Raw genomic sequence first — 16019 nt, forward strand, 5'->3', positions numbered from 1 at the left:
GCAATCGCAGACTCTATGATTTGCGAGCAGTAATTGGGTTTGCCAAGTAAAAACCGTCTTATAGGAAGTCGCTCGAATGTCAGCGTTATCTCAGAAATGGTCCGTGCTCATGACGGCCACCTGTCTTGCTTTTGGGCTGTCGTCGGCTCATGCGGCGAATCCGCCTGCGTCGGCGGCGGCGCAGATCGAATGGCCGCGGGAGCTCGACACATCCACTCAGCGCATCGAAATGTATCAGCCTCAGATCGAGCAATGGAACGGCAACCGCATCGCGGGCCGCGCCGCGGTGGCGGTGGGCGCGGCGAGCGGGAATGCATCGCCGACTTACGGCGTCGCGCAGTTCACGGCCGATGCCGATATCGACAAGGCGTCCGGTCTCGCGCGGCTCGCGAATATCCGCATCGGCGACGTGACCGTGCCGACCCGTCCGGGTGTCGTGGGCGACGTGAAGAGCGCGATCGTGAGTCATCTGCCGCCGCAGGGCATGACCGTATCGCTCGATCAGTTGCAGACGAGCTACGCGGTGTCGCAGCAGGTCGGCAGCCTGGAGAAGGTCGCGGTGCGCAATCCGGTGCCGGACATCGTCTTCGCCTCCACGCCGACGATCCTCGTCATGGTCGACGGCGAGCCCGCATGGCGCGACGTGAGCGGCGCCGGCTATCAACGGGCGCTCAACAGCCGCGCAATGCTGCTCAAGGACGGCGGCGGGCATCTGTATCTGCACGCGGCGGGTTACTGGTATGCGGCGGCCACGCTGAACGGGCCGTGGGGCGTGCTGGCTGCGCCGCCGCAGGCGCTCGTTGCGGCGGCCAAACAAGCCGATGCCGCCCAGAAGTCCGATCCGATGACGCCGCAAGGCGGCAAGCCCGCGCCGCAAGCTCCCGCGGTGCTCCTCGCGACGCATCCGGCCGAACTCGTCGTCACCGACGGACCGCTCAAGCTCGAGCCGGTCGCGGGCGTGAACCTGCTGACCGTGACGAATACCGATCACGCCATCTTCGTCGTGCCGCAGACGAACCAGACCTATGTGCTCGTGTCCGGCCGATGGTTCCGCGCGCCGTCGGAAAAGGGACCGTGGCAGTACGTGCCGGGCAACGAGCTGCCGCCCGACTTCGCGAAGATTTCGCCGAACGATCCGAAGGCGAACGTGCTCGTCTCCGTGCCGGGCACGCCGCAGGCGAAGGAAGCGGCGATTGCGGCGACCATTCCGCAAACTGCGACCGTCGCGCGCGCGAAGGCCGCGATGAACGTCTCGTACGACGGCTCGCCGCGCTTCGAGCCGATTTCCGGCACGTCGCTCGAATATGCGGTCAATACGGCGACGCCCGTGATCGAAGTGAGCGGGGCGCAGTTCTACGCCGTGCAGAACGGCGTATGGTTCACGGGGGGCGCCGCGACCGGCCCGTGGCATGTCGCGACCGAGGTTCCCGGCGCGATCTACACGATTCCGGCCAGTTCGCCGCTGCACTACGTGACCTACGTGCGAATCTATTCGGTCACGCCGGACGCCGTGGTCGTCGGCTATACGCCGGGCTACATGGGCGTCGTGGTGAGCGACGACGGCACGGTCGTCTACGGCACGGGCTACGCGTACCAGCCGTATGTCGGCGCGACGTACTACTACGGCTATCCGCCGACGTACGGCTATGGCGCGGGCTTTGCGCTCTCGGCCGCCGAAGGCTTCGCGTTCGGCTTCGCCGCCGGCGCGATCTGGGGCTCGTCCTCGCCTTACTGGGGGCCATATTGGGGCGGATACTGGGGCGGTGGCGGCTGGGCCAACGTCAACATCAACCAGCAGAACTTCTATGGACGCTGGGGACAAGGCACCGTGACGCATACGGTCGGCTACAACCCGTGGACCGGCAACGCATGGCGCGGCACCTCCGCCGCGGGCTTCAATCCGGCGACGGGCGCGCACTGGCAGGGCAGCCGCGGCGCGGCGTTCAATCCGTATTCGGGCAACTTTGCGGCCGGGCGTCAGGGCGGCTTCGCGAACCCGATGACGGGCCGCGAAGGCGCGGGTCGCGCGGGTGTGGTCGGCAACGCCTATACCGGCAATTACGCCGCGGGACGCGCGGGCGCGGTCGCGAATCCCGCGACGGGACGCGCCGCGGCGGGCCGGGCGGGTATCGAAGGCAACGCGTATGACGGCAACTACGCGGCGGGCCGCCAGGTCGCCGGCTACAACGCCCAGACCGGTCGCGCGGGCGTCGCGGAGCGGGGCATCACCGGCAACGTGCAGGACGGCACGGCGCACGCGGTGAACAAGGGCGTGGTGACGAACGCGTCGCGCGGCAACGCGGTTGCCTGGAATAACGGCGATGTCTACGCCGCGCACGACGGCAACGTCTATCAGCACACCGAGGACGGCGGTTGGCAGCAACATACGTCCAATGGCTGGCAGCCGGTGCAGCACGACAATTCAGCGGCGAGCAACAATCTGGACCAGATGCGGCAATCGCGCGAAACGGGGCAGCAGCGCTTCGACAATCGCTGGAGCGGCGGTGGAGGCTTCAATGGCGGCGGTGGCGGTTTCCACGGCGGAGGCGGTGGTTTCCACGGCGGCTTCCGACGCTAGGCGCGCAGGCATGTAATCAAACCCGGATGGCGGCCCGCTCCGTCATCCGTTCGACATGGGGAGACATTCATGCTTCTGGAAAACAAGGTGGTGGTCGTCACGGGCGGCTCGCGCGGCATCGGCCGGGCGATCGCGCTCGCGAGCGCGCGCGAAGGCGCGGATGTCGCCATCAACTACTGGGGCGACAACGACAAGTCCTACGGCAAGGAGTCGGCGGTCGAGTCGATCGTCGGCGAGATCGAAGCGCTGGGGCGGCGCGCGATCGCGGTCGAAGGCAATGTGGCCGAGCGCGAGACGGGCATCGAGCTCGTCCGCCGCACGGTCGAGGCGTTCGGACGCGTCGACGTGCTGTCGAGCAACGCGGGCATCTGCCCGTTTCACGCGTTTCTCGACATGCCGCCTTCCGTCTATGAAACCACCGTCGCCGTGAATCTGAACGGCGCGTTCTACGTGACGCAGGCCGCCGCGAACCAGATGAAGGCGCAGGGCACGGGCGGCGCGATCGTCGCGACGAGCTCGATCAGCGCGCTCGTCGGCGGCGGCATGCAGACGCACTACACGCCAACCAAGGCGGGCGTCCATTCGTTGATGCAATCCTGCGCAATCGCACTCGGGCCGTACGGCATCCGCTGCAACTCGGTGATGCCGGGCACCATCGCGACCGATCTGAACGCCCAGGATCTCTCGGACGCGGACAAGCGCGCCTACATGGAAAAGCGCATTCCGCTGGGGCGACTGGGCGCGCCGGACGATGTCGCGCAATGCGTGGTGTTCCTCGCCTCCGACCGCGCTCGTTATGTCACGGGCGCGTCGCTGCTGGTGGACGGCGGGCTCTTCGTGAATCTCCAGTAGCGTCCGGTCAATGTGACAGCGCCGAGTATTTGCGCAGCAGCGCGATGAAGTACTCGGCCGGCTCGCTGAGCGTCTCGAACTTGCGGCGCAACAGGCCGAAGCCCGACAGGCTCTTGCCGATCTCGATCGGCAACTCGATCAGCAGTTGCGCGCGCAGGTAATCGCGCACGACGGACTCGGGCAGCATCGCGACGGCCTCGCTGTTCTGCAGCAATTGCAGCGTCGCGAAGATCGATGCGCATTCGACGATATCGGCGGGCGTCGTCAGGCCGGCGCGCGCGAGCTCGTCTTCGAACAGGCCGCGCGCGGGACTCGTGATCGGCTGCAGGATCCACGGCCAGCCGACGAGCGTCTCAAGCGTGAGCGAAGTCTTGCCGGCAAGCGGATGCCCCGCGCGCACGACGAGCCGCATCGCTTCGCGCGCGAGCGGCTCGAAGTCGAAATCGTTGTGCTGCAGGGGCGTGGTGAGGCGTCCGAGCGCGAGCTCGATTTCGCGGCGATGCAGCAATTGCACGACCTGATCGCTCGTCTCGCCGAGGATGCGCACGTTCAGGAGCGGCCGCTCCGATTTCAGTTCGGTGACGGCCATCGCCAGCACGTCGGGCGCGGCGCCCATGATCGCGCCGACCGTCAGCTGGCCGTGGCCGCCGCGGCGCTTGGCGTCGAGATCGTCGGCAAAGCGCGTGAGATCCGCGAGCGAGCGGCGCGCGTAGGCGAGCGTCGCCATGCCGAGGGGCGTCGGCTGCATGCCGCGCGCGTTGCGCTCGAAGAGCAGAAAGCCGAACGCCTCCTCGATGTCCGCGAGCATGCGGCTTGCGCTCGGCTGCGCGACGCTGATCGCCTCGGCCGCCTGATGCAGATTGCGCGCGTCGTCGAGAGCGACCAGCAGCGCGAGATGCTTGAACTTCAGGCGATTGACCAATGCGTTCGGCGAGATGCTCGGCGACACAGTTTGGGACACGTTGTGGTTCATTCGACAGTCCGCGTGGAAGCGCGCGATGATAAGGCGCAGCGATACCTTTTTGCGATCGGCCAATCCTGCTTTCGGATTGTCGTGTTATCGGTCGGCGAATTATAGTCGCAGCACAACGAGTCCCGAACACAGGGATTCACTGATCAAAAGAAGGCGGCCCGCCATGGAGACAGTGGCATTTCGCATGACCCTCAAGCCGGGCATGCGCGAGGAATACGAGAGGCGGCATCGCGAGATCTGGCCGGAACTGGCCGATGCGCTGCGCGCCGCGGACATCCGCGATTACTGGATCTTCCTCGACGAATCGACCGGACATCTCTTTGCCAGCTACAAGCGCACGGAACCCCATACGACCGATGCGCTGCCGACGCTGCCTGTCATGCGCAAATGGTGGGACTTCATGGCCGAGCTGATGGAAACACATGCGCAGCGTGGCGACAGCGCGCCCGTCGCGGTGCCGCTCATACCGGTCTTTCATCTTTCCTGAAACGTTCGCCTCTTTCGCGAGGAGCGCTGTCATGCAGGTCGTCGATCCGCATATCCATCTGTGGGATCTGTCCACGCATCATTACCCCTGGCTCGCGAATCCGCAGACGTCGTTCGTCGGCGATGCGGGCGACCTGCAGCACGACTATCTGCTTGCGGACCTGCTGCGCGACGCGCAAGACATCGACGTGCTGAAAGTCGTGCATGTCGATGCGAACCACGATCCGGCCGATCCGGTCGAGGAGACACGCTGGCTGCAAGGCATCGCGGACAAGGAAGGGCGTGGCATGCCGAACGGCATCGTCGCGGGCGCGGACCTGTCGGCGGACGACGCGCCGGCCGTGCTCGAAGCGCATGCGGCGTTCGCGAACACGCGCGGCATCCGCCAGATTCTCAACGTGCACGAAAACAGGCTCTACGACTATGTCGGACGCCACTACATGCGCGAGCCGCAATGGCGCAGCCATTTTGGCCTGCTGAAGCGCTTCGGCATGTCGTTCGACCTGCAGCTCTATCCGTCGCAGATGGAAGAGGCGGCGCAGCTCGCGCGCGAGCATGCGGATACGCAATTCATCGTCAATCACGCGGGCATGTTCGTCGACCGCAATTCGCCGCGGGGCTATCGCGCTTGGCGCGAGGGCATGCGCACGTTGGCCGCATGCCCGAACGTCGCGGTGAAGCTGAGCGGCTTCGCGATGTTCGATCACGCGTGGACCGTCGAGAGCCTGCGGCCCTATGTGCACGAAGCCATCGACACGTTCGGCTGCGAGCGCGCGATGTTCGCATCGAACTTTCCGGTGGATCGGCTGTTCGGCACCTACACCGCGCTGTGGAACGCGTATGCGCAGATCGTGAGCGACGCCAGCGACAGCGAGAAGGACGCGCTGTTCGTGCGTAACGCGGAACGCATTTATCGGATCTAGGGGAAAAGCATGACGCCAAGACTCGAACTCAGGCACGCGAGCAAGTCGTTCGGCCGCGTGCGCGCGCTCGGCGACGGCAGCCTGGAACTCTTTCCGGGCGAAGTGCACGCGCTGCTCGGCGAGAACGGCGCGGGCAAATCGACGCTCGTGAAGCTGCTCGCGGGCGTCTATCAGCCCGATGCGGGCGAACTGCTCGTCGAGGGCGTCGCGCGCCGCTTCGCGAATCCCGCCGAGGCGCGCGATGCGGGCATCGCCGTCATCTATCAGGAGCCGACGCTCTTCGCGGATCTCTCCATCGCCGAGAACATCTACATGGGGCGGCAGCCGCGCGATCGCCTGGGCCGCATCCGCTACGACGAGATGCATCGCGAGGTCGACGCGCTGTTGTCGTCGCTCGGCGTGAACCTGCGCGCGCAACGGCTCGTGCGCGGACTGTCGATCGCGGATCAGCAGGTGGTCGAGATCGCCAAGGCGCTGTCCCTCGATGCGAACGTGCTCATCATGGACGAGCCGACGGCCGCGCTTTCACTGCCGGAGGTGGAGCGGCTCTTCGCGATCGTGCGGGCATTGCGCGAGCGCGACGTGGCGATTCTCTTCATCACGCACCGTCTCGACGAAGTATTCGCGCTGACGCAGCGCATGACGATCATGCGCGACGGCATGAAGGTCTGTGACGCGCTCACCGCCGACATGAGCATCGATACGATCGTGAGCAGGATGGTCGGCCGCGATCTCGACACGTTCTATCCGAAAGCCGACGTGACGCCCGGCGATGTGCGGCTCTCGGTGCGCAATCTCACACGGCAGGGCGTGTTCAGGAACGTGTCGTTCGATGTGCGCGCGGGCGAGATCGTCGCGCTGGCGGGTTTGGTCGGCGCGGGGCGCAGCGAAGTCGCGCGCGCGATCTTCGGCATCGATCCGGTCGACGGGGGCGAAGTGCGGATTGCGGGAAAGAAGCTGGCACTGGGGCATCCGGCCGCCGCCGTGCGCGCGGGTCTGGCGCTCGTGCCGGAGGATCGCCGCGCGCAAGGGCTCGCGCTGGAGTTGAGCATCGCGCGCAATGCATCGCTGACGGTGCTCGGGCGTCTGATGCGGCACGGACTCATTTCGTCGCGCAGCGAATCGACGCTCGCCGCCGACTGGGGCAAGCGCTTGCGTCTCAAGGCCAGCGACCTCGATGCGCCCGTCGGCACGCTCTCGGGCGGCAATCAGCAGAAGGTGGTGCTCGGCAAGTGGCTCGCGACGAACCCGAAGGTGCTGATCATCGACGAGCCGACGCGCGGCATCGACGTGGGCGCGAAAGCGGAGGTGTATCGCACGCTCGCGGAACTCGTGAAGGAAGGCATGGCCGTGCTGATGATTTCGAGCGAGCTGCCCGAAGTGCTCGGCATGGCCGACCGCGTGCTCGTGATGCACGAAGGCCGCATCAGCGCGGATATCGCCCGCGCGGATGCGAACGAGGAACGAGTGATGAGCGCTGCTTTGGGCGCCTCGCCGCAACAAGCCATGGGACGAGCAGCATGATGACTCGACATTCTCCGACGCTACCCGCGATGCCGCCGACCGGAACGAAACGCGCAAGCCTTGCCGTATCGATCGCGAAGAGCCGGGAGCTTACGCTCTTCATCGTGCTGCTCGTGCTCGTCGGCGCAACGGCTGCCGTCAAGCCGGACTTCCTCAACCTGCAGAACCTGCGCGACGTGCTCCTCAACGTCTCGATCATCGGCCTGCTGACGGCGGGCATGACGATCGTGATGCTGATGCGGCATATCGATCTTTCCGTGGCGTCGGTGGTCGGCGTAAGCGCCTATGCGGTCGGCGGCCTTTTCGTGATGTTTCCGCATCTGCCGGTGATCGTCGCGATGCTCGCGGGCATCGGCATCGGGCTCGCGATCGGCGCGCTGAACGGCGCGCTCGTGACGTTCGGACGCGTGCCTTCGCTCGTCGCGACCCTGTCGACGCTCTATATCGTGCGCGGCGCGGACTACGCATGGGTCCACGGCGGCCAGATCAACGCGACCAGCCTGCCCGATGCGTTTGCGTCGATAGCCACGGGCTCGCTGCTCGGCGTGCCGAATCTCGTGCTGATCGCGGTGGTCGTGCTGATCGCGTTGTCGGTATACCTGAAGCAATATCGCGGCGGACGCGAGCACTACGCCGTCGGCTCGAATCCCGAAGCCGCGCGCCTCGCCGGCATTCGCGTGGACCGCCGCGTGATGATCGGCTTTTTGCTTTCCGGCGCGATCGCGGGTCTCGCCGGCGTGCTGTGGCTCGCGCGCTTCGGCACCGTCGACGCGAGCACGGCGAAAGGCATCGAGCTGCAGGTGGTCGCCGCGGCGGTAGTCGGCAGTGTCGCGATCACGGGCGGCGTGGGCACGATCGCGGGCGCGACGCTCGGGGCGCTCGTGCTCGGCGTCATCAACATCGCACTGGTGGTGCTGCGCGTGTCGCCGTTCTGGCAGCAGGCGATTCAAGGCGCGCTGATCGTCGCGGCGATCGCGCTCGATACGCTGCTCGCGCGTTCCGTCGCGCGCCGCATGATGAGGAAACGCGATCATGGCTAAACCCGATTCCGCTCTCTCCACCACGAAGCGCCGCCACCTGCAATGGGAAGCGATGCTCGCGATCGTGCTCGTCGTCTCGCTCGTCGCGGGGCGCGTGCTGTCGCCGCTCTTTCTGTCGGCGGCGAACATCTCGAACATGCTCGCGGACTTCACCGAAATCGCGCTGATCGCGCTGCCCATGACGCTCATCATCGTCGCGGCGGAGATCGACCTGTCGGTGGCGTCGGTGCTTGGCGCGTCCAGCGCGCTGATGGGCGTGCTCTGGCACATGGGTCTGCCGATGCCGCTCGTGATCGCGCTCGTGCTCGTCTTCGGCGCGCTTGCCGGGCTGCTCAACGGCCTCGTGATCGTGCGCTTCAACCTGCCGTCGCTGGCGGTGACGATCGGCACGCTCGCGCTCTTTCGCGGCCTTGCGTACGTGCTGCTCGGCGACCAGGCGATCGCCGATTTTCCCGCGTCGTACACGGCGTTCGGCATCGACACGATCGCCAGCACGTTCCTGCCGATGCCGTTCATCCTGGTGATTGCAGGCGCAATCATCTTCACGGTGCTCCTTCAGGCGACGCCCTTCGGCCGCAGCCTCTATGCGATCGGTGCGAATCCGACCGCCGCGCAGTTCTCGGGCATCGACGTCGCGAAGACCAAGCTCAGGCTCTTCATGATGTCGGGTGCGATGGCGGCGCTCGCGGGCATCGTCTATACGCTGCGTTTCACGAGCGCGCGCGGCGACAACGGCGAGGGCTTCGAGCTCTCGGTGATCGCGGCGGTGCTGTTCGGCGGCGTGAGCATTTTCGGCGGACGCGGCTCGATGATCGGCGTGCTGCTGTCGCTCGTCATCATCGGCGTGCTGCGTAATGCGCTGACGCTCGCGGACGTATCGAGCGAGACGCTCACTATCGTGACGGGCGCGCTGCTGCTCTCGTCGGTGCTGATTCCGAATCTCGTCGCGCGCTGGCGGGCGGCGCGCGAAAAGCGCCTGATGGCGCAGGCCTGACCCGGCGATTTGCCGTGCTCGTTGATAACCAGCGCAAGGGCTCGTACAGCGAAGCCCGCGCGCAATGACAGGAGACTTTACGACATGAAGAAGCCCATTCGATTCCCGCGCGGCCCGGCGTTGGCGGCGGCGTTTCTCGCCGCGACCGTCGCGCTGACGGCGAGCGCCGCCGACATCAAGAGCGGTCTGAAGATCGCCTTCCTGCCGAAGCAGATCAACAACCCATACGAAGTGATCGCCGACGACGGCGGCATGGCCGCGATCAAGGAGATGAAGGGCGACGGCAAGGTGGTGGGGCCTTCGGATGCGGGCGCGTCGTCGCAGGTCAGCTACATCAACACGCTCATCACGCAGCGGCAGAACGCGATCGTGATCGCGGCGAACGATGCCAACGCGGTCGTGCCGTATCTGAAGAAGGCGATGTCGCAGGGCATCAAGGTCGTGACCTTCGATTCCGACACGGCGCCGGAGGGGCGGCAGATCTTCGTGAACCAGGCCGATTCGGAAGCGATCGGGCGCGGGCAGATTCAACTGCTGTCGAAGCTGATCGGCGGCGAGGGCGAGTTCGCGATTCTCTCGGCGACGCCGAACGCGACCAATCAGAACACCTGGATCAAGTGGATGCAGGAGGAACTGAAGAAGCCCGAATATTCGAAGATGAAGCTCGTGAAGATCGCGTATGGAAACGACGACGATCAGAAGTCGTTCGTCGAGACGCAGGGCTTGCTGCAGGCGTATCCGAACCTGAAGGGGATCGTCGCGCCCACGTCGGTCGGGATCGCGGCGGCGGCGCGCTACATCTCGAGTTCGCCATCAAAGGGCAAGGTCGTGGTGACGGGTCTCGGCACGCCGAACCAGATGCGCGCGTTCGTGAAGAACGGCACCGTCAAGGCGTTCCAGTTGTGGGATCCGGGCCAACTGGGTTATCTCGCGGCGTTCGCGGCGGCCAATCTCGCGTCGGGCACGATCACCGGCAAGGAAGGCGATTCGTTCGATGCCGGCAAGCTCGGCAAGCGCACGGTGGGCAAGAGCGGAGAAGTGATCCTCGGCCCGCCGACGACGTTCGATGCCGCGAATATCGACAACTTCAATTTCTGACGTGGCCGCGCTGTACAGAGCCTGAGAGGATGACGAAACGCCCTTCGGGGCGTTTCGCTTTTTCAGCGGCTGCCGTGTTGGCAGTGCGTGCGGGAAAAGTCTTGGCGATCAGTACGTTGAGCCGATACTCACCAGGATATTCACAAGGCTCTCCACACATTGTGTGGATATCTTCTTCAGCCGATTGCTTCCGGTCGAAGGCGCGTTTCCTGTTCTCGGGCAGCACGCCGTTGACGCTCGGCGTCGAAGGCGTGCCGAAGCTAGCCGGTGTGTCGACGCTTGCCTTCAATGACCTGATCTCGGTTGCCGCAACCAGCTGCAAATGGCAAAGCGGCGAGTCAGGCCGTGAGTCTGTCAGTTGGCAAAGTAGTTTGCGTACCCGGAACAGATGGGATCGGACCAACAATCATCGGCAAACGCTTGACTCGACATGAGCAGAGCGGCGCAATAGACAACGGAAAGGGTGATTTTTTCATCCCGCCAGACTGCTCCGCGAGTGCAACTTTAGCTTGTGAAAGCTGGCTTGATGAAGGAACACGACTTTTCTGAGTTTGGTCGTGCTATTGAGACTTGCGTAAAGCAAGACATCACCACGGTTCGGCTTGTTTCCAGCATGCAGCGATGATCGATTCGCGCTTCCGCCCGCTGCTCGCGGCCAGCGGGCATCGATCGGCCGATCACGATAAAAAGCCCCGCACGAGGCGGGGCAGGAAGCATTGCTGTCCATGAAAACTGTGGACAATCGCACGCGCTCACTTGATCGGCTGCCCATCCCTCAACACCTGCACCGCCGTCGCCGATTCGAACCGCGCGTGCACCATATCCCCCGCCTTCAGTCCCGCGAGCGAGACATCCGGCGCGGCGGTGAGCGTCACCGTGCGGCTCGGTCCGCGCAAGGTCACGCGCCGATTCTTCGCGTCGACACGCTCGATCGTCCCGATCACCTCGACGATGCGCGTCTGCGCCGTCACGCCGCCCGATGCCGGCACCGCCGCCTCGCTGTCGATGCGCTCGCGTATGCCGTTCGACTTCACCTTCGTCGCCTGCACGAGCAGCGCGTTGCGATACTCGATGTTCACGGTATCGCCGAGCTGGAGCTTCCTGACATCGCCGATCTCCGGATTCACCGCCACTTCCGCGATGCGCCCGGACGGACCCTGCAGCATCACGCTGTTCGTCACGGGATCGATGCCGACCACGCGCGCCTGCACTTGCGCGATCGCCGCCGCGCCGCGCGCCATCGGGCTCGAAGCCGCGTCCTGAGCCGACGCGCGCTCTGTCGCAGTACAAGCGAGAACGAGCGCCGCACACGCGATGAATGCGCGCGGCCGTACGTTACGCGAGCGCTGCGACGGTTGAGATGAAGTGCGATCCATGCAAGGTCTCCTTCGCTGAAAAGAGTGCTTCGACAAGCGTGGCGCGCACGCAATCAGCGGCGCGATTTCGACAGCAGATGTCCAAGCCCGAGATTGGTCGCGATCTGCCAGACGTAGACCCGCGAGTAGCGCACGCCGTAGCGCCGCTCGATCAGCTCGCGCAGGCGCGCATTGGTCCACGCATCGCTCTCGAAGCCGTGCTCCCGCGCCGAACCCCGCAAGGCCGCGGCGATCCAGTCGAGCGCCTCCCGATCGAGTGCCGAGGCGCGGCCGCCCACGCCCATCTTCGCGAGCGCATCGAGACCGCCTTCGGAGACGATGGCCCTGTACCGCCGCACCGTCTGCGCCGACAGATGCAACTGCTCGGCCACCGTTTCGACCGATGCGCCTTCGAGCAGCATGCGGCCCGCCGTCATGCGCCGCACGACGCTCGGAAGGGTATCGGGACGTGAGAGCATGACGCGCGGCGCTCGATCGTTCGGATTACGTTCGATTGCCCGAAGCGTCATGCACGGCCGCGCGGATCGGATGGGGCCGGCGCCAGCCCTCGCGCCGGGCAACGCGCTTGCGCGCCGAATGCAACGTTGCGACGTCCGTATGCGTTCATGCGTGCCCCCTTGTCGAGTGGAGACTGCGGGACTTGATCGGGCGTGCCTCACGTAAGGTCGATGCGCGGCTGACATGCGCCAGCCGGCTTACCGAGATATACCAATAAACGTTTTCAGGCTCGATGGGCAACCGTTGCCGAAAATTTTTTAGGCTTGATTAATCTCGGTGAATTGCCTATGAAAGCGGCCTACAGGCAGGTAACCGGCGCGCGGACGGCGCGCGGCGTGCAATGCTGCGCGGGTCTATTTCGTTTCGTGCTCAACGCGATGTGCGGCGTTCTTGAAACTACGATGGCCTGCGAACGAACGGGGATGCCATTCGATGCGACGCAAAGCGGTACACACTCGCGCTCGAGCGTGAGCGTACTCGTGACGTACCGGCACTCGACGAAGATGCCTCAAACGCGATAGAACTCGATGTCCTGACCGGCGTGAACCGCGCGCTTGAGCCACTCGGGCATATCGCCGAGTCCGTCCCACGTATCGCCGTTTGCGTTGCGGAATATCGGCCCGCCGCCCCCCGAGTGAGGCAGGGATGGCAATTGCGGCATGGGCCGCCTTGCCTTGGGCGCGCCATGAGCCCCGTTGGTCTTGGTGAAGGAGGGCGGCGGCTTCGCCACCGGCGCTTCGGCCAATGCTTCAGCCAACGCTCTTTCCGTAATGCCGAACTCAGCCATTCGGCTGCGCAAATACGCGATGATGCTGTCTCGCTTTCTTTCGTCCACGGCTTCCCTGATTCAGCTTTTTGATTATCAGAAGACGAACCGATACCCCGCGCGGACCGGGGCGGTTCGATGACTTGAATATATGTGTTTTATGAAGCGTGGCGCAGTGCCTGCCTCGCGTCAATTAGTGTATTTACCGCACGATCGATTAATTCGTTCGGACACTTTGCCTTTAATGCCGGCATTTGCCCCGAATGCGAACGTTCGCCCGCCCGAACATCGTCGTGACGGACGCGCGCAAAGCGTGCGCGCGGAACGCCACGTGGGGGAGCCACGAACCGCCGAGGGCGAGGCCATCGCCGCCAAAGCTGCCCGGTCGCCGATTACCTCGCTTAACTATATTGTATGCTGCTTATCGCAAGTGTTAAATCGTTTTAACGACTGTGTTGTTCTCCCGGTAATTCCGCGCCGTGAGCCCGAATGGCGGCAATCAGTTCCGCAGGCGTAATTTCATAACGCACTTCGCGGTGAATGCCCGGTTTGCGCTCGTCAATTTCGATCAGCAGAACGGCCTTGCCGTCCGCCGCGGGTTCGAGGCGCAACGAACGCACTTCCTGTCCGCTGGCTTCGTCGTATTCCGTCAGGAGCGTCATGGCGCCAGTGGCGGCGCTTCTCGGCATCGACATTCTTCCTCCCGTCTTGCGACGTCGTTGTTGTTGTATCACCGCGCCGCCCCCCGGCGTGCACGAAATTCGGGCGCGCTCGACGGGATTCCGGCTTGGCGAATGACGCGGACGCGAAGGGCGCCGCCGCGAGCGATGCCCTCCTGTGCCTCATTATTGCCCGTCAAAACCGGGCGCGTCCAGCGTAGGGACTTTCGGCGGCCGCTCGAGCCCGTGGCCGCGCGACCCGGCCGCCCAAGCGCTCGGGCCCTCAGGCGCTCTTGCCGATCGCGTCGCGGACCTGACTCGTGATCTCGAACGAGCGCAGACGCTTCTGATGATCGAAGATCTGCGCGGTGACGATCAGCTCGTCCGCCTGGGTCTGGTCGATGACCGAGCGCAGGCCGGCCTCGACATCGGCCGGATCGCCGACGACCGAGCATGCGAGCGAATGCTCGACGCCCGCGCGCTCGGCATCCGTCCACGCGATCGATTCGACCGGAGGCGGCAACTGGCCGGGCGTCCCGCGCCGCAGGTTGATGAATTGCTGTTGCAGCGACGTGAAGAGAAAGCGCGCTTCATCGCCGGTATCGGCGGCGAAGACGTTCACGCCGACCATCGCGTAGGGCTTTTTGAGGGTCGCCGACGGGCGGAACTGCGAGCGGTAGACCTGCAACGCGGTGAGCAGATAATCCGGCGCGAAATGCGACGCGAACGCGAACGGCAGCCCGAGCGCGGCCGCGAGCTGCGCGGAAAAGAGCGACGAGCCGAGCAGCCAGATCGGCACATGCAGCCCGGCGCCGGGCACGGCGCGCACGCGCTGGCCTTCCACGGGATCGGCGAAGTAGCGCTGCAGTTCCACGACGTCGTCGGGGAACGATTCGGCGCTGCCCTGCAGGTCGCGGCGCAGCGCCCGCGCGGTGGTCTGGTCGGTGCCGGGCGCGCGTCCCAGCCCGAGGTCGATGCGCCCCGGAAACAGCGAGGCGAGCGTGCCGAACTGCTCGGCGATCACGAGCGGCGCGTGATTCGGCAGCATGATGCCGCCCGATCCGACGCGGATCGTCTTCGTGCCGGCCGCGATATGGCCGATCACGACCGCGGTCGCCGCGCTGGCGATGCCCGTCATGTTGTGATGCTCGGCCAGCCAGTAGCGCAGGTAGCCCCAGCGTTCGGCGTGCCGGGCGAGATCGAGGGAATGGGCGAAGGCGTCGGCCGGGGTCGAGCCCTGCGGAACCGGAGAAAGGTCGAGTAGCGAGAAGGGGATCATGGCGGCTTTCCGAAAGCGTGGCGGCTCGCCATGCCTGCTGGCGTCGGGCGACGCCGCGGCACGCGTGCCTGGGCCTTGGGCCACGCGCTAAAAGACCGATTGTGCCGAAACTCCGGAAAGTCTGCCGGAACCGCCGGGTGCGCCCCTCAGGCGAGCCGCGGATAGCCTCGCGCGATGGCCTCGCGTTCGTAGTCGAGGATCGGGGCGAAGTCGGCGGAAGTGCGCTTCACCACGCCCTTGAGCCGAAGCCGCCGCGCCAGCGACGAATCCTGTTTCAGGGCATCGCCCAGCGCGCGAAAGAGGGTGTCGATCGCGTCCTCCGGCACGCGTCTCGACGTGACGAACGGCAGCGCGCCCGCGCTCGCCGTCGCGCCGATCACGCGCACGCCGGCCGTCAGATCCGGCAGATGCGACCGAACGAACGCGAACGTGACGCAATCGATCGCCGCGACGTCCGCGCGCGTCCCGGCGAGCGCGCGCAGCGACTCCAAGTGGGAGCCGGTCTGCGTCACCGACGCGAAGAACCGTCCCTCCCGCGCGAACAGCGCGACGGCATGGCGAAAGAGGTTCATGCCGCTGTTCGAATCGTCGCCGTTGTAGACGGCGCGCAGGCCGCGGCAGGCTTCGATCGAGCGCGCCGCGACGTGGGCACCCGCGACGAGCACGCTGCGATACGTGCCCTCGCCGCAGCCGGGAACGTCGAAATCCGGCGTCGCGACGAGCCGCACGCGCCCGGCGAGCGCATGCACCAGCGGATAGCCGCAGGTCTGCGACAGGAGGACATCGTCGCGCAGCCAGAATGCGGCGAGATCCGGCCCGGGATCGACGATCTCGAGCGTATCGCCGCGCGGATTCAGCCAATCCGCGAGACTGGCGCGTACACGTTCGAGCAGCGTGCGCCAGTCCGCGGCGAGCGCGGGCGTGACGTTATACATCGGCAGGGCGGCGATCCAGTGCATGGTGAGCGAATGGC

The 16019-nt window shown here is 65.5% G+C and carries 16 protein-coding genes; 8 read left to right on the forward strand and 8 right to left on the reverse strand.

The genetic code is table 11. From position 1 onward, the window contains the following. Positions 1–76: 76 nt before the first annotated feature. Positions 77–2578 carry a carbohydrate-binding family V/XII gene (locus AWB83_RS25025; RefSeq protein ID WP_087048311.1) on the forward strand — a complete coding sequence of 834 codons (2502 nt, stop codon included), beginning with the start codon at positions 77–79 and terminating at the stop codon, positions 2576–2578. Between the two features lie 69 nt (positions 2579–2647). Beyond that, a complete protein-coding gene (gene lra1 / locus AWB83_RS25030) occupies positions 2648–3430 on the forward strand; it encodes an L-rhamnose 1-dehydrogenase Lra1 (RefSeq protein WP_087048312.1) in 783 nt (260 codons plus the stop codon). A gap of 7 nt (positions 3431–3437) precedes the next feature. On the opposite strand, the gene AWB83_RS25035 is transcribed toward lra1, so the two are convergent. Further along, positions 3438–4403: a LysR family transcriptional regulator gene (locus AWB83_RS25035; RefSeq protein WP_087048395.1), complete on the reverse strand. Its 966-nt coding sequence runs from the start codon at positions 4401–4403 to the stop codon at positions 3438–3440. Positions 4404–4566: 163 nt separating this feature from the next. Here AWB83_RS25035 and AWB83_RS25040 point away from each other — a divergent pair, with 163 nt between their 5' ends. The 6 genes from AWB83_RS25040 to rhaS all read left to right on the forward strand — a co-directional run bounded on the left by AWB83_RS25040 (position 4567) and on the right by rhaS (position 10468). Further along, on the forward strand, positions 4567–4890 hold the full coding sequence (locus AWB83_RS25040) for an L-rhamnose mutarotase (RefSeq protein WP_087048313.1): 324 nt from the start codon (positions 4567–4569) through the stop codon (positions 4888–4890). A gap of 31 nt (positions 4891–4921) precedes the next feature. Then, a complete protein-coding gene (locus AWB83_RS25045; RefSeq protein ID WP_087048314.1) occupies positions 4922–5812 on the forward strand; it encodes an amidohydrolase family protein in 891 nt (296 codons plus the stop codon). A 9-nt stretch (positions 5813–5821) separates the two neighbouring features. After that, positions 5822–7336: a sugar ABC transporter ATP-binding protein gene (locus AWB83_RS25050; RefSeq protein WP_087048315.1), complete on the forward strand. Its 1515-nt coding sequence runs from the start codon at positions 5822–5824 to the stop codon at positions 7334–7336. Continuing rightward, positions 7336–8376, forward strand: coding sequence for an ABC transporter permease (locus AWB83_RS25055; RefSeq protein WP_374729141.1), 1041 nt, complete (start codon positions 7336–7338; stop codon positions 8374–8376). The genes AWB83_RS25050 and AWB83_RS25055 overlap by 1 nt, the downstream gene beginning before the upstream one ends. Continuing rightward, complete coding sequence (locus AWB83_RS25060) at positions 8369–9370, forward strand: ABC transporter permease (protein WP_087048317.1); 1002 nt, start codon at positions 8369–8371, stop codon at positions 9368–9370. The genes AWB83_RS25055 and AWB83_RS25060 overlap by 8 nt, the downstream gene beginning before the upstream one ends. 84 nt (positions 9371–9454) lie before the next feature. Then, positions 9455–10468, forward strand: a complete 1014-nt coding sequence (gene rhaS / locus AWB83_RS25065) for a rhamnose ABC transporter substrate-binding protein (RefSeq protein ID WP_087048318.1) — start codon at positions 9455–9457, stop codon at positions 10466–10468. On the opposite strand, the gene AWB83_RS36220 is transcribed toward rhaS, so the two are convergent. From AWB83_RS36220 to AWB83_RS25095, 7 genes are all read right to left on the reverse strand, one after another. After that, positions 10458–10757 (reverse strand): hypothetical protein, encoded by a 300-nt coding sequence (locus AWB83_RS36220; RefSeq protein WP_143750105.1) that lies wholly within the window; start codon positions 10755–10757, stop codon positions 10458–10460. The genes rhaS and AWB83_RS36220 overlap by 11 nt on opposite strands. 463 nt (positions 10758–11220) lie before the next feature. Continuing rightward, positions 11221–11844: a copper-binding protein gene (locus AWB83_RS25070; RefSeq protein ID WP_087048319.1), complete on the reverse strand. Its 624-nt coding sequence runs from the start codon at positions 11842–11844 to the stop codon at positions 11221–11223. Between the two features lie 53 nt (positions 11845–11897). Beyond that, positions 11898–12302 (reverse strand): helix-turn-helix domain-containing protein, encoded by a 405-nt coding sequence (locus tag AWB83_RS25075; RefSeq protein ID WP_087048320.1) that lies wholly within the window; start codon positions 12300–12302, stop codon positions 11898–11900. Between the two features lie 548 nt (positions 12303–12850). Further along, complete coding sequence (locus AWB83_RS25080) at positions 12851–13099, reverse strand: H-NS family nucleoid-associated regulatory protein (RefSeq protein ID WP_374729139.1); 249 nt, start codon at positions 13097–13099, stop codon at positions 12851–12853. A gap of 452 nt (positions 13100–13551) precedes the next feature. Continuing rightward, positions 13552–13797, reverse strand: coding sequence for a hypothetical protein (locus AWB83_RS25085; protein WP_035969404.1), 246 nt, complete (start codon positions 13795–13797; stop codon positions 13552–13554). A 253-nt stretch (positions 13798–14050) separates the two neighbouring features. Beyond that, a complete protein-coding gene (locus tag AWB83_RS25090) occupies positions 14051–15046 on the reverse strand; it encodes a luciferase-like monooxygenase (protein WP_087048322.1) in 996 nt (331 codons plus the stop codon). 146 nt (positions 15047–15192) lie between these two features. Next, positions 15193–16005, reverse strand: coding sequence for a phosphate/phosphite/phosphonate ABC transporter substrate-binding protein (locus AWB83_RS25095; protein ID WP_087048323.1), 813 nt, complete (start codon positions 16003–16005; stop codon positions 15193–15195). Positions 16006–16019: the final 14 nt, after the last annotated feature.

Origin of the sequence: Caballeronia ptereochthonis (genome assembly GCF_001545075.1) — a bacterium.
Classification (GTDB): domain Bacteria; phylum Pseudomonadota; class Gammaproteobacteria; order Burkholderiales; family Burkholderiaceae; genus Caballeronia; species Caballeronia ptereochthonis.

What these genes read in the sequence shown, in the direction of transcription:
- AWB83_RS25025 (WP_087048311.1), top strand. Translation starts at nt 77, where the DNA reads ATGTCAGCGTTATCTCAGAAATGGTCCGTGCTCATGACGGCCACCTGT.
- lra1 (WP_087048312.1), top strand. Translation starts at nt 2,648, where the DNA reads ATGCTTCTGGAAAACAAGGTGGTGGTCGTCACGGGCGGCTCGCGCGGC.
- AWB83_RS25035 (WP_087048395.1), bottom strand. Translation starts at nt 4,403, where the DNA reads ATGAACCACAACGTGTCCCAAACTGTGTCGCCGAGCATCTCGCCGAAC.
- AWB83_RS25040 (WP_087048313.1), top strand. Translation starts at nt 4,567, where the DNA reads ATGGAGACAGTGGCATTTCGCATGACCCTCAAGCCGGGCATGCGCGAG.
- AWB83_RS25045 (WP_087048314.1), top strand. Translation starts at nt 4,922, where the DNA reads ATGCAGGTCGTCGATCCGCATATCCATCTGTGGGATCTGTCCACGCAT.
- AWB83_RS25050 (WP_087048315.1), top strand. Translation starts at nt 5,822, where the DNA reads ATGACGCCAAGACTCGAACTCAGGCACGCGAGCAAGTCGTTCGGCCGC.
- AWB83_RS25055 (WP_374729141.1), top strand. Translation starts at nt 7,336, where the DNA reads ATGACTCGACATTCTCCGACGCTACCCGCGATGCCGCCGACCGGAACG.
- AWB83_RS25060 (WP_087048317.1), top strand. Translation starts at nt 8,369, where the DNA reads ATGGCTAAACCCGATTCCGCTCTCTCCACCACGAAGCGCCGCCACCTG.
- rhaS (WP_087048318.1), top strand. Translation starts at nt 9,455, where the DNA reads ATGAAGAAGCCCATTCGATTCCCGCGCGGCCCGGCGTTGGCGGCGGCG.
- AWB83_RS25070 (WP_087048319.1), bottom strand. Translation starts at nt 11,844, where the DNA reads ATGGATCGCACTTCATCTCAACCGTCGCAGCGCTCGCGTAACGTACGG.
- AWB83_RS25075 (WP_087048320.1), bottom strand. Translation starts at nt 12,302, where the DNA reads ATGCTCTCACGTCCCGATACCCTTCCGAGCGTCGTGCGGCGCATGACG.
- AWB83_RS25085 (WP_035969404.1), bottom strand. Translation starts at nt 13,797, where the DNA reads ATGCCGAGAAGCGCCGCCACTGGCGCCATGACGCTCCTGACGGAATAC.
- AWB83_RS25090 (WP_087048322.1), bottom strand. Translation starts at nt 15,046, where the DNA reads ATGATCCCCTTCTCGCTACTCGACCTTTCTCCGGTTCCGCAGGGCTCG.
- AWB83_RS25095 (WP_087048323.1), bottom strand. Translation starts at nt 16,005, where the DNA reads ATGCACTGGATCGCCGCCCTGCCGATGTATAACGTCACGCCCGCGCTC.